Source organism: Kitasatospora sp. NPDC050543 (assembly GCF_044457565.1).
Taxonomy (GTDB): domain Bacteria; phylum Actinomycetota; class Actinomycetes; order Streptomycetales; family Streptomycetaceae; genus Kitasatospora.
In genome coordinates, this window is record NZ_JBITGZ010000003.1 from 309,613 (window position 1) to 322,381 (window position 12,769).

General features: G+C 73.3%; 11 protein-coding genes. 8 read left to right on the forward strand and 3 right to left on the reverse strand.

Annotated features, from left to right (window positions below; all coding sequences use genetic code 11):
• Positions 1-104: 104 nt before the first annotated feature.
• Positions 105-1,322: a permease gene (locus ACIBH3_RS05735; RefSeq protein ID WP_396310611.1), complete on the reverse strand. Its 1,218-nt coding sequence runs from the start codon at positions 1,320-1,322 to the stop codon at positions 105-107.
• A gap of 206 nt (positions 1,323-1,528) precedes the next feature.
• Between ACIBH3_RS05735 and ACIBH3_RS05740 the strand changes: the two genes are divergently transcribed.
• On the forward strand, positions 1,529-2,290 hold the full coding sequence (locus ACIBH3_RS05740) for a metallophosphoesterase family protein (protein WP_396310612.1): 762 nt from the start codon (positions 1,529-1,531) through the stop codon (positions 2,288-2,290).
• Between the two features lie 94 nt (positions 2,291-2,384).
• Here ACIBH3_RS05740 and ACIBH3_RS05745 read toward each other — a convergent pair whose 3' ends face one another.
• Positions 2,385-3,410, reverse strand: coding sequence for an SAM-dependent methyltransferase (locus ACIBH3_RS05745; RefSeq protein WP_396310613.1), 1,026 nt, complete (start codon positions 3,408-3,410; stop codon positions 2,385-2,387).
• A 62-nt stretch (positions 3,411-3,472) separates the two neighbouring features.
• The gene (locus ACIBH3_RS05750; RefSeq protein WP_396310614.1) at positions 3,473-4,675 is read right to left on the reverse strand and encodes an ATP-grasp domain-containing protein; all 1,203 of its coding nucleotides are present in this window, start codon (positions 4,673-4,675) and stop codon (positions 3,473-3,475) included.
• A gap of 342 nt (positions 4,676-5,017) precedes the next feature.
• Between ACIBH3_RS05750 and ACIBH3_RS05755 the strand changes: the two genes are divergently transcribed.
• The 7 genes from ACIBH3_RS05755 (at position 5,018) to ACIBH3_RS05785 (ending at position 12,763) form a co-directional block, all read left to right on the forward strand.
• A complete protein-coding gene (locus ACIBH3_RS05755) occupies positions 5,018-5,761 on the forward strand; it encodes a YqcI/YcgG family protein (protein ID WP_396310615.1) in 744 nt (247 codons plus the stop codon).
• Between the two features lie 106 nt (positions 5,762-5,867).
• On the forward strand, positions 5,868-6,836 hold the full coding sequence (locus tag ACIBH3_RS05760; RefSeq protein ID WP_396310616.1) for a nucleoside-diphosphate kinase: 969 nt from the start codon (positions 5,868-5,870) through the stop codon (positions 6,834-6,836).
• Entirely contained in the window at positions 6,833-7,960 is a 1,128-nt protein-coding gene (locus ACIBH3_RS05765; protein ID WP_396310617.1) for a GNAT family N-acetyltransferase, read from the forward strand. Before ACIBH3_RS05760 ends, ACIBH3_RS05765 begins: the two co-directional genes overlap by 4 nt.
• A gap of 135 nt (positions 7,961-8,095) precedes the next feature.
• Positions 8,096-9,472, forward strand: a complete 1,377-nt coding sequence (locus tag ACIBH3_RS05770; protein ID WP_396310618.1) for a hypothetical protein — start codon at positions 8,096-8,098, stop codon at positions 9,470-9,472.
• Entirely contained in the window at positions 9,472-10,374 is a 903-nt protein-coding gene (locus ACIBH3_RS05775; protein ID WP_396310619.1) for an isocitrate lyase/phosphoenolpyruvate mutase family protein, read from the forward strand. Before ACIBH3_RS05770 ends, ACIBH3_RS05775 begins: the two co-directional genes overlap by 1 nt.
• Positions 10,371-11,573: a phosphonopyruvate decarboxylase gene (gene aepY, locus ACIBH3_RS05780; protein WP_396310620.1), complete on the forward strand. Its 1,203-nt coding sequence runs from the start codon at positions 10,371-10,373 to the stop codon at positions 11,571-11,573. Before ACIBH3_RS05775 ends, aepY begins: the two co-directional genes overlap by 4 nt.
• Positions 11,573-12,763, forward strand: coding sequence for a phosphonoacetaldehyde reductase (locus ACIBH3_RS05785; RefSeq protein ID WP_396310621.1), 1,191 nt, complete (start codon positions 11,573-11,575; stop codon positions 12,761-12,763). Before aepY ends, ACIBH3_RS05785 begins: the two co-directional genes overlap by 1 nt.
• Positions 12,764-12,769: the final 6 nt, after the last annotated feature.

Sequence of the window (12,769 nt, forward strand, 5' to 3'; positions counted from 1 at the left end):
CCGTGCGGGGCGGAAACCGGCGGGGCCGTGGTCTTCACGGTGTCTCCACCCCATGTCCTCCGCTCCCCCTGACGCGGGGCCACCTCTGCGGCCGCGATCGCGCGTCAGGGCCGGGCGCCCTGCTGCCGCCCGCCGCCGTGGTCGCCACCCGCCGGGTCCGGCCCGTGTCCCGGGCCACCGCCCGAGCCGCCGCCGGGCCCGCCGCCCATCGCGCGGAGCATGCCCCGCCCGCCGGTCCGCAGGAAGCGCGCCACCAGCACGGCGGCGAGCAGCAGGAACGCGATGTTGAGCCAGGTGGTGTAGTCCCACCGGACGCCCTCCGTCGGGACCTTCGCGTCCTCCTGGTCCGGCACCAGGCCGAGTGCGCCGAACAGCAGCTCCACCACGTAGCCGGCGACCACCGCCGCCACGTAGAGGGTGACCAGCAGGAAGGCCGCCATCCGGGCGCCGTAGTACCTGCGGTAGATGTGGAGGATCGGCAGGATCAGCAGGTCGGCGAAGATGAACGCGACCACACCGCCGAAGCTGATGCCGCCCTGCCACAGCACCACGGCCAGCGGCACGTTGCCGATCGAGCAGACGAACGAGGCCATCGCCACCAGCGGGCCGATCAGCGGACCCCAGATCTTGGAGACCACCGGGTGGTCGGTGAAGAAGAACGCCTGCCAGAACGAGTCCGGCACCCAGGCGGCGATCGCGCCGGCGATCAGCAGGCCGACCACCAGGTCCTTGACGATCGCGGCCCACTCCATCACGAAGACGTGCGCCACCGCGGTGAACCCCTCGCCGGACAGCAGCCGCTGCCGGAAGGAGCCCGGCCGCCGGATGGACATGTCCATCGCCGCGTGCCCCTCCATCGAGCCCGCCAGCCCGCGCGCGGCCTGATCGCGCGCCTCGCGCAGCAGCGGGTCACGGAGGAAGCGCCGGAACAGTACCGCCAGGACGACGATCATCACCGGGCCACCGGTGAACTCGGCCGCGGTGAACTGCCAGCCCATCAGCAGCGCCAGCAGGACGCCGAGTTCGACGACCAGGTTGGTGGAGGCGATCTCGAAGGCCATCGCGGCGGTGAAGTCCGCGCCCTTGCGCAGCAGCGAGCGGGCCAGCGCCACGGCGGCGTAGGAGCAGGACGAGGAGGCCGCGCCCAGGCCGGCCGCGCGCAGCAGCGTCCGCGGTCGGTCGTCCCCCAGCAGGCGGACGACGGTGGCCCGGTGCACCACGGCCTGCACCACGGCGGACAGGGCGAAGCCCAGCACCAGCGCCCAGGTGATCTCCCAGGTCATCGAGCCGGTGATGGACAGGGCGTGCAGTACGGCGTCCAAGGTGTTCGCGCCTCCTCCGGGCCCGGTGTACCACGCAGCGACCGGCCCGCCCGGCACCGGCGCGCCACCCGCCCCGGTGCCCACCTCCGGCGCCCGGCCCACCCGCCGGTCCCGGGCGGGCCGGCGGGCGGGCGGGCGGGCGGGCCCGTGGTCCTCTTTCCACGAACCGCCCTGTCCGGGCGCCGCCGTGTTGAATACTGGCGGCCATGGTGAACCAGGTAGCTGTGCTGTCCGACATCCACGGCGTACTGCCCGCGCTGGAGGCCGTACTGGCCGAGCCCGAGGTGCGGGACGCGGAGCTGATCGTGCTGACCGGGGACATCGCGTGCGGGCCGCAGCCGGTGCAGGTGCTCGACCTGCTGACCGGGCTCGGTGACCGGGCGGTGTGGATCCGCGGCAACGCGGACCGCGAGCTGGTCGAGTACCGGCGCGGCCTGCGGGACTCCATCCCGGACCCGATCGCGCCCTCGGCCGCCGAGCAGCTGCGCGAGGACCAGGTCGATCTGCTGGAGCGGTTGCCCACCTCGCTGACCCTTGAGGTCCGGGGGCTGGGCGAGGTGCTGTTCTGCCACGCCACGCCACGGGACGACGAGGAGGTGGTGCTGGTCGACTCCAGCCTGGAGCGCTGGGGCGAGGTCCTCGCCGGGGTGGACCCGGCCGTCACCACCATCGTCTGCGGGCACACCCATATGCCCTACACCAGGCTGGCGTTGGGCCGGCTGGTGGTCAACCCCGGCAGTCTGGGCATGCCGTACGGGCGGGCCGGTGCGCACTGGGCCCTGCTGGGCCCGGGCGTCCAGCTGCGCTCCACCCGCTTCGACGTGGACGGCGCGGCAGCCCGGATCGCCGAGGACTCCACGTTCCGGCAGGCGGCCGAGTGGGCGGACTACTGCCTCAACGCGCGGGCCACCGAGGAGGACGCGTTCAAGATCTTCGCTCCGCACGACGGGCGCGAGCGCGCGCTGTGACGCGGGCCGGGAGCAGTCGGGGTGCGCGCGGCCGGGCCGGGCGCGGCCGGGGTGCGCGCGCTGCCCACCCCGGCTCGGCGCAACGGGCGCCGGTTCACCCGGCCGACGGGGCCAGTTCGAAGAAGTGGCCGTTCGGCGGCGTGACGGTCGGGTGGATCGTGCGGCACTCCCAGCCGCTCTCCGCGAACGCCTGCCGCCACTCGTCGAGGGTCGGCAGGTAGTCCCCCATCAACGCGTGCACGCCCTCGAAGCCGAGGGTGAAGACGGTGGTGCCTGGCCCGGGGAGTTCGGTGGTGCGCACCACGTCGCAGAGCAGCAGCCGCTCCGCACGGGGGAACGCGGCGCGCAGCCGGCGCAGTGTCGCCACGCAGCTGTCGTACGGCCAGAAGTCGTGCCCCATGAAGACGCAGGTGATGGTGTCGACGTCGGCGAAGGCCGGGGACGGGTCGAGTTCCAGGACGTTGCCGCGCTGGATGGAGATCCGCTCGGCCAGGCCCGCGCCCGCCACGGACTCCGTGGCCAGCTGGACGGCGGCCCGGGAGATGTCCACGCCGACACCACTCACCCCCGGGTGGTTGCCCGCGATCCGGATCAGCCGCTGGCCGGAGCCGCAGCCGAGGTCGGCGACCTTGCGCGCGGGCCGGGCGGCGAGGACCCGGTCGAAGAGCCGCTCCACCTCCTCCTCGCCGATGATCCGCGAGCCGATCGCCACCGCCCGCATGTCGCGGTGGTAGAAGTCCCCGACTCTGTTCTCCAGCCGCGCCACCTGCGGCGCGATGCTGAAGAGCTCGCCGCAGCCCTTGACCAGCCAGTAGAAGTAGCCGCGGGCCGCGTAGGCCTCGGCGAAGCGGGGCCCGGTCATGACCGGGCCGTCCGGCTCGATCACGACCACCCCGGCCCAGTGCAGGGCGCGCAGGATGGTGCGGACCACCTCGTCGTCCAGGTGCGGGTGGTCGCCGTTGCCGTACGAGGTCTTCCCCTGCTCGGCGAGTTCGTCGAGCAGGCCGAGCTCCTGCGCCGCGGACAGGGCGGCGGCCGCGACGTAGGAGGAGTAGAGGTCGGCCACGGGGCCGGTGGTCCAGTCGGCCGGGTCGAGCGTGCGCTCCTGGGCGGTGGACATGTGGGGGCTTCCCTTCGTTCGACTGAGTGGGCCGTGTACCGGCGCCGGGCCGGCCGGGCCGGTCATCCGGCGGCGATGGAGCCGAGCGCCACGGCCATGTGGTCATGGACCCGGTCGAGCCGGCGGACGACCTCCTCCGGCGAGTCACCGCGCACCGAGACGATGGCGACGGCGTCGTTGCAGTTCTGCGGTCCGTCGAGCACCTCGCCGGGCTCGGCCAGGATCTGGCTCTCCAGCACCCAGGGCTCGTCCGGCGCGGCGATCGGCTCGCGGACGGTGCCCGGCCCGGCGTAGACGGCGATGAACCCGGTGAGGTGGTCGGCGGGCCCCTCGGTGGTGGGCAGGGGCTCGCCCAACTGCGCCCGGACCATCGCCTCGTCCAGGTTGATCCCGGTGCGGGAGAGGAATCCCGCGATGACGCCGCCGCCGCCCGCCCGGGCACCGATCTCGCAGAGGTACACCTCACCGTCCTCGGCGACGAACATCTCGTGGTGGGTGACGCCGGTGAAGCCCGGGAACGTCTCCAGCACCCGCCGGTTGAACGCCAGCAGGGTGTCCAGCAGCGGGCCGGGCGGCACGGCGACGTCCCGGCAGGGGCGCAGCCGCTGGTACGAGGTGGTCTCGTCGATGTACCCGCCGGCGATCGCGGCGACCACCTTGGAGTCCTGGACCATGCTGTCCACGTGGTACAGCCGGCCGGTGACGAACTGCTCGACCTCGAAGTCCGCCAGCCGGCCCGCGTGGGCGGCGGTGAACGCGGCCAGCTCGGCCTCGTCGCGCAGCACGGTGATCTCCACCGAGCCGGTGCCCAGCCGTGGTTTGGCGACCACGGCCCGGTGGGAGCGCAGCAGTTCGCGGGCGGCCGCCTCGGTGAAGGGCGCGAACGCGGGCACCTTGATGCCGTGCCGCGCCAGGTGCTCCTTCATGACGACCTTGTCCCGGAAGGGCAGGGTCTGCGCCACACCCTGCCCCGGGATGCCGAGTTCGTCGCGCAGCCGGGCGGCGAGCAGCAGGAAGCGCTCGGTGACGGCGACCAGGCGCGCCGCCTTGCGCCCGCCGAAGGTGCTCTGGAAGCGGACGGCCTCGATGAGCGCCCGTTCGTCGTGGCCGTCGACGGCGAGGACCGAAGCCAGCTCGTCGCCGCTCGCCTCGCCGGCCTTGGCGAGCGAGGTCACCAGCCTTACGTCGAATTGGCCGGCGGGCAGGAAGGCCCGCCCTTCGGCATCCCGGTAGAAGGCATAGCCGATTCGGTCGAGAAGTACCACAGGAACTTTCGGCGTCTGGTCGTCCAAAGACACCTGGATCCCCCCATTCCCCGTTCAGGTGTGGATCGGCAGTGCGGCCGAAGCGATCACCGATACTTACACGGACCTAGGGGGCTGTCCAGGGAAGTCAAGCGGAGCACTTCACTCCGAATTCACCCTGCGTTCGGGCCGGCAGGCCCGCCGGAGACAATGTTGATCAACCATTCACCCCGGCTGATCTGCAGTGATGTAGAAGTTTCAAGATCAATCCTTGACAGCACTCGAACAATCGTGATGTTGTGATGAACCATCAGCTGCGGCAGGGGTCCTTCGTGTGCCGCATGAACGGGGAAGCTGGTAGAGATGTCCGATATTCCTCTTTGGTCCACCGCTGGTGAATCTTCTGCAAAGGCCGCCGGGAAATCCCTGGACTGGCTCCCGGAGACCTGGAACATATTCACTCGGAGGCTTCTCGATCCGGCCGACGACTATCCCTGCCATTTCGGGATCCAGGGTGAGCAGCGCGGCCACAATTGGTACACGGCCGTCGATCCGCGCCACCCGGGGGAGTACGGCGTCGAGCAGCTCGGTCGCACCCTGCTGGAATTCCGGGAACGCGCCTGGTCGGGCGCCAAGCGTCAGACCCTGATCGCGTTCATCGGCCCACCGGAACCCGAGGCGGATCTCGCGACGCACGAAGCCCGGTTCTGGGATCTGCTCAACGAACTCGGCGCGCTCGACCAGGCCCCCTGGCCGGCGGACGTGCCGCAGGACACCAACGATCCGCGCTGGCAGTGGTGCTACGGCGGCGAGCCGTGGTTCATCTTCGCCGCAAGCCCCGGCTACCGGCAGCGGCGCAGCCGCAACCTCGGCCCCTGCCTGACCGTCATCTTCCAGACCAGGCGGGTCTTCGAGGGCCTCGGCGGCTCCACCGTCGCGGGCAAGGCCGGCAAGAAGCGGATCCGTGAGCGACTGCTGAGCTACGACGAGGTGGCGCCGCACCCCTACCTGGGCGACCCGACGCTGTCCTCGGCCCACAAGTGGCGCCAGTACGTGCTCCCCGACGACCAGTCCGTCGGCTCCTCGCCCTGCCCGTTCGCTCACTGACCGCCCACTGACCACCCGCCGATCGCGTACGGCCGCGCGCCCCGGTCAACCGCGCCCCCACCGCTCCGCCCCCATGCCCGCCGTTCGGCCGAAAGGTAGCTGTTCCGTGCCCGCTCCAGGCTTCTGGTCCCGCCATGTCTTCGTCCTCCTGAGCTCGGACGCCGCGTACCGGGGCGTCCACGGCGAGATGGTGGCGCGCCTTCGCAAGGAGGGCTTCGCACCGGTCGCCGCCCGGGCGATCGACGCCGACCCCGAGCTGATCGACGACCTCTACGCCGACCTGATCGCCGGCCAGTGGCAGACCTGGCGCTACCGGCTGGTGGACGCCGTCCTGGCGCTCGGGCCCGCCGTCGCCCTGATCTGCCGGTACGAGGGGGACGAGCAGGAGGAGGACGTCCACGGGCTGCTGGCCCGCCGCAAGGGCTACCAGCACCCCGAACAGGCCCAACACGGCACCCTGCGACGGGACTTCGGCGCCATCAACAGCATCGTCGGGCTGATGCACAGCTCGGACGGCCCGGTGGAGTCCGAGCGGGAGGCCGCGGTCTTCGGCCTGACCGAGCAGGATGCCATCGCCGACCCGGACCGCGCGGCCGAGGAGATCGACTACCTCTGCCGGCTGATCACCCCGCACACCCCCGAGCACCGGGACTTCGAGCAGGTGCTCGCCTCCGTGCGCACCCGGGCGCTCGCCGCCCTCTGGGAGCAGCTGCCGGACACCGCCCGGCGGGGGATCCGCACCGCCTTCCCCGGCGCCGGAGGCCTCGGCGTGATCGGCGCCGGCGAACGGCTCGCCGCTCTGCTGGAGGGGCACGCCCCGGCCGCGCTGCTGGCCACCCTGCGCTGCGAGTTCGAACACGGCAGCGCGTACGGTGCGGCGGACGGCGGTACGGACGGCGGTGCGGACGACGGCACGGACGACGGCATGAACGGCGGTGCGCAGGGCATGCGGATCGGCACCGCCGAGGCGGCCCTGCGCGTGCACGGTGTGGCACTCGACGCCTGGGAGCGCGTGGTGCTGGAGTCCTCGCTGCACTTCCCGCCGCTGCGGGCCAGCCGGCAGGTGGCCGGATGACCGGCGCGGCACCGGGCGGGCGAGCCGAAGGGCGCGCCGGAGCGACGACCGCCGGAGCGACGACCGCCGGCACCGGATCGAAGGCGTCCGCGGGCGCGCCGAGCGCCGGAGCGGCAGCCGAGCTGTGGATCACCGTCGAGGACTCCGTCGAGGCCGCGGGCCGCGAGGCCTGGACGGCCCTGGCCGATGCCTGCGACGCGTCCGTCTTCTACCGCTACGACTTCCTCAGCAGCGTGGAGAGCCTGCCGCTCACCTTCCCCTCCCGCGCCCGCTACCTGATGGCCCGGGACGCCACCGGCGAGCTGGTCGCGGCACTGCCCCTCTACCTCCAGGAGACCAGGGACCCGTTCTCCACCGAGCCCGGCGGCGGCCCCGTCCTCAACGCGCTGGTCGGCCATGTCTGGCACTGCTACGACACCACACTGCTCAGCCGCGAGCCGCTGACCGCCTGGCTGGTCGAGCAGTTCTGGACGGCACTCGGCGCGCTGGCGGCCGAGCACGGCGCCGAGCTGTGGGGGCTGGTCAACATCGCCGTGGAGAGCGAGCTGGCGAGCCAACTGAAGGCCATCGGAGTGGAGCTGGAGGAGACCGTACCGCGCTACCGGCTCCCGATCGCGGGCGGCCCGGCCGACCTCGACGAGCACCTGAGCACGGTCTCCCGCCCCTCCCGGCGCACCCTGCGCCAGTACGTACGCCGGGCCGAGCGGGCCGGCGCCCGGACCACGCTGGTGACCGGCCGGGACGGTCTGGACCAGGCCGTCCTGGACCTGTGCCTGGGCACCGCCGACAAGCACGCGCCCGGCTACTACCCGCAGGACCGTCTGGGCGCCCTGATCCGCCGGCTGGGCGAGGCCTGCCGGATCCTGCGCATCGAACTGGACGGCCGGCTGCTGGCCGCCTCCATCTGCATGTACGACGGCAGCCGGATGCACGCCTGGGCCGGCGGCTGCGAGTACCCGCCGGAGCTCAACTGGAGCCCGCAGTACGTGCTCTTCGCCGCCGAGCTGGAGGCCGGCTTCGCCTCCGGGCTGCCGGTGCTGGAGTGCGGCCGGCGCAACGACGTGTTCAAGACCCGCTACGGCCTCACGCCCCACCGGCTGGCCCGCGCGGTGTGCCGCGCCTGAGCGGAGAGCGGCGCCTTGAGCGGGGAGCGGCGCCCGCACCGGCGGCGCGCCGCCGGGCACACCCGGCCCGACCGGCCCCACCAGGCCCGGCGGGCCGCCCATCGAGCTGTTACGCCAAGGACAGGGGGATTTCGCGTGCCACCAGAAGGAGACGGCTTCGCACGGCGGGCCGGGGCGCTGCTGCGCTCGGCCGCCAACGACCTCAAGCGCGACGACGAGCACGCCGAGCGTGATCTCGGCCTGGAGCGGGGCACGTTCCGCAGCTACACGGACGGGCAGCGGCCGCTCGACTGGGAGCTGATCCGCCGGGCGGCGGAGGTCTGGCCACTCAACGAGCGGGACCTGCTGCCGGCGCACGACGACTGCCCGCGCGGCCTGGCCGTGATGCGGGAGAAGGACTCGATGGCCGGCGCCCGGGTGCTCAGCCGGGCCGGCCGGCCCTACTACGAGTACCGGGACACCGCGATGTCCCGGATCGCGTCCTACCGCCCGGAGTGGATCCGGATGCTCCAGGTGGTCGGGGACGACGAGGCGGACAACCCGCTGGTCCAGTGGAACCGCGGCCATCTGCTGTACCAGTTCACGTACTTCGTCGGCCCGGTCAACTACTACTGCCGCTGGGAGGGCCGCTCGCGCTGCGTCCCGATGGAGACCGGGGACTCGGTGTGGGGCCTGCCCTTCGCGCCGCACTCCTTCGCCGCCCGCACCGACGCCGAGCCCGCCTACATCCTCGCCCTCACCTACGGCGGCGGTCTGACCGGCGACGCCCAGCGCGAGCTGGCCGTACTGGGGCGCTCCGCCGCCCACGCCCTGGCGCTGCCGGTGACCGCCGATCCCTCGGTGACCGCCCGGATGATCCGCTCGTTCATGGACGCCGGCGCGCTGACCGCCACCGAGCTGGCCGGGCGCACCGGCCTGCCGCAGCGGCGCACCGAGGCGCTGGTCGGCGGCGCCGAGCCGGCGGGCCCGGACGAACTGGCGCTGCTGGCCTTCGGACTGGGCGTCTCGGTACGGGATCTCCTGCCGCCCAGGACGGGCACCGACGGCGGCGTGGCGATCCAGCACGCCCGGGACGCACGCCGCTGGGAGCTGCCGGGCGAGGACGGGCGGCCGGCGTACCTGGTCACCAGGCTGGCCGGCGACCCGCTGCACCCGCACACCTCGGCCCTGCAGCTCGACGTCCTCGGCTCGGACGCCGCGCGGCCCTCCCCGCTGACCACCTACCAGCACCAGTACGTCTACGTGCTCGGCCGGGAGGGTGTACGGGTGCGCTGGGAGTTCGCCGGCGAGCACTTCGAGGAGGTGCTCGAAGCGGGCGCCTCCGCCTACATCCGGCCACAGGTCCCGGTGACCTTCACCGCGCCGGACGGGGGGCGGCCCAGGCTGCTGCTGCTGCGCATCGCGGGGGCCGTCACGCCCGAGGTGCGCCACGCGCTGGGCACCATGGCGGCCGGCGGCCCGGACAGGTACATCGCCGAAGACCGGCTCTGGTACAGCAAGGAGGGGAACTGATGGTGACACAGGAGACCAGCGGGCTGCCGGAGGCGCCGGGCGCGCCGGCGAACAAGGCGCAGGCGCTGCGCGCGCTGCTGCGGGGGCCGTCGCCGGTGCGGGCGGTGGGAGCGCACGACGGACTGTCGGCGAAGCTGGTGCAGCAGGCCGGCTTCGAGGCCGTCTGGGCGTCGAGCTTCGAGATCTCGGCCAGTCACGGACTGCCGGACGCCAGCCTGGTGACGATGACGCAGTACCTGGACGCGGCCACGGCCATGGACGCCGTGACCGACGTCCCGGTGATCGCGGACTGCGACACCGGGTTCGGCGGGCCGATGAACGTCGCGTACGCGGTGAAGCGCTACGCGCGGATCGGCATCGCGGCGATGTGCATCGAGGACAAGCTGTTCCCCAAGATCAACAGCTTTGCCGCCGACGGCCAGGACCTGCTGCCCGCCGAGGACTTCGCCCTCAAGATCAAGACCGGCAAGGAGGCCCAGCCCGACCCCGACATGCTGCTGATCGCCCGAACCGAGGCCCTGATCGCGGGCGCCGGGATGGAGGAGGCGCTGGACCGCGGCCGGCTGTACGCGGCCGCCGGGGCGGACGCCGTGCTGGTGCACAGCAAGAGCCGGCGGCCCGACGAGGTACTGGAGTTCGCCTCCCGCTGGGACGTGGACGTGCCGCTGGTCGCCGTCCCGACCACCTACGACAGCGTCACCGAGGACGAGCTGTACCAGGCCGGCTACCGCGTGGTGATCTACGCCAACCAGGGCCTGCGGGCCGCCGTGCGGGGCGCACAGGAGGTGCTGCGGGAGCTCAACACCGCCGGCAACGCCCGCGCGGTGGGCGAGCGGATCGCCCCGATGTCCGAGGTGTTCGCACTGCAGGGCATGCCCTCCGACTACCGCACCAAGCCGTGACCGCCGCACCGGCCTTCGTGGCCGCGCTGGAGAAGGAGGGCGTCGGCCTGGTCTCCGGGGTGCCCTGCTCGTACTTCAAGGCACCGATCCGGCTACTGGAGGACCACCCGCGGGTGCGCTACGTCCCGGCGGCGAACGAGGGCAGCGCGCTGGCCATCGCCGCCGGCGCGCGGCTGTCCGGCGGGCCGAGCGCCGTGCTCGCCCAGAACTCGGGCTTCGGCAACCTGGTCAACCCGCTGACCTCGCTGGTGCTGCCGTACCGGATCCCGCTGCTGGTGCTGGTCAGCATGCGCGGCTGGCCGAAGGCCGACGCCGGGGAGCCGCAGCACCACTGGATGGGCAAGGTGGTGCCGCGGTGGCTGGACTCGCTGGAGGTCCCGCACTGGATGCTCACCCCGGACGGGCCTTCGTTCGAGAGCGTGCTGGAGCAGGCGCGGCCCGTCCTGGAGTCCGGGCGGCCGGCCTTCGTCCTGGTCGCCAAGGGCGCGCTGGCGAACGACCCGGCCCCCGCGCCGGCCTCCGCCCCGGCGGTGGACCGTACGGTGCCCGACCGGGACGACCTGGTCGACGCGCTGGTCGCCGAACTGCGCGACGAGCATGTGCTCTCCACCACCGGCTACCTCTCCCGGACCCTGTTCAACCGCGGCGACCGGCCGGGCAACTTCTACATGCAGGGCTCGATGGGCCATGTGTCGGGCATCGCGCTGGGCGCCGCGCTCAGCCGCCCCGAGGAGCGCTTCGTCGTCCTGGACGGCGACGGCTCGGTGCTGATGCACATGGGCACGCTCGCCACGGTCGGCCACCACGCGCCCCGCAACCTGGTCCACATCGTCTTCGACAACCAGGCGTACGACTCCACCGGCGGCCAGCCGACCACCTCCGAGACGGTCAGCTTCGACGCGATCGCCCGCGGCGCGGGCTACCGCCAGGTCAGCCGGATCGGCTCGGTGGCCCGGCTGCGGCCCGCGCTGCGGGTGGCGCTGGACGCACAGGGGCCCGCGCTGCTGGTGGTGGACGGCAGGGTCGGCGGCTCACCCGGTGAGCGGGCCTCCAGCAGCCTGTCGGTGACGGACCTCAGCACCCGGTTCGGCGCCTCCTTCGCCGCCGCGGGCAGCGCGGGCGACGAGGGCGACGGCGACGGCGACGGCAGCGTGAGCGGCGACGGCGACGCGGGCGGCGATCGGGGGAGGCGCCCCTGATGAGCGCTCTCCCCGCCACCGCCGCGCGGGCCGGCCTGCTGCCACTGCCCGGGCACCCCGCCGCGCACCTGGGCGAGGGCGCCGCGGGCCGGCTCGGCGACGCCCTCACCGCACTCGGCGCCGAGAAGGTCCTGCTGGTGCACGGCCGCGCCTCCTACCGGCACTCGGGCGCCCAGGAGCTGGTGGAGCAGTGGGCCGGCCGGTACAAGACGGAGCACTACGACGGGGTCCGGCCCAACCCGGAGCTGGCCCAGGTGCGGGAGGCCCTCACCCTGGCCCGCCGGTTCCGGCCGGACGTCGTGGTCGGCATCGGCGGCGGCAGCAGCCTGGACGTCGCCAAGGCCGTCGCCGTGCTCGGCGCACAGGACGCCGACCCCCGGGACTGCCTGCTGCGGCCCGAACTGATCACCGAACCCCGGTGGAGCGCACTGGTCCTGGTGCCCACCACCGCCGGCTCGGGCAGCGAGCTGACCCGCTTCGCCACCGTGTACGTCGACGGCGTCAAGCACTCGCTCGACCAGGACCAGGTGCGGGCGGACCTGGTCCTGGTCGACCCCGCGCTCAGCGCCTCGCTGCCGCTGCGGGAGTCCGTCACCGGCGGCCTGGACGCGCTGAGCCAGGCCATCGAGTCCTACTGGGCGGTGGCGGCCACCGAGACCTCCCGGGAGCTGGCGCTCGGCGCGCTGGACCTGCTGCTGCCCGCGCTCGCCCGGGCCGCCGACCGGGCCGGCTTCGACGACCCCGGGGTGCGGGCCGAGATGGCGCACGGCGCCTCCCTGGCGGGCGCCGCCATCGACCTCACCAGGACCACCGCCGCACACGCCCTGTCCTACGAGCTGACGGCCGCGCTCGGCCTGCCGCACGGCACCGCCGTCGCGCTCCACCTGAAGTGGCTGCTGGGGCGGCACGCGGCGGCGACCGAGGACCAGTGCCGCCACCCGGAGGGCGCAGCCGCCCTGCGCCGCCGGGTGTCGCACATCCAGGAGCTGGCCGCCCGGCACACCCCCGGCGACGTCCAGCAACTGCTCGTACGGCTCCTCACCCTCGGCGGGCAACCCACCGACCTGCGCCGACTCGCCCTGCCGGCCGAACGCTGGCGGGCCCCGCTGACCGCCGCCCTCGGCTCCGGCCGGGCCGGCAACAACCCGTGCGTGCTCACCGAATCCGACGTCCTGCGCTTTCTCGTCTGAAGGAAG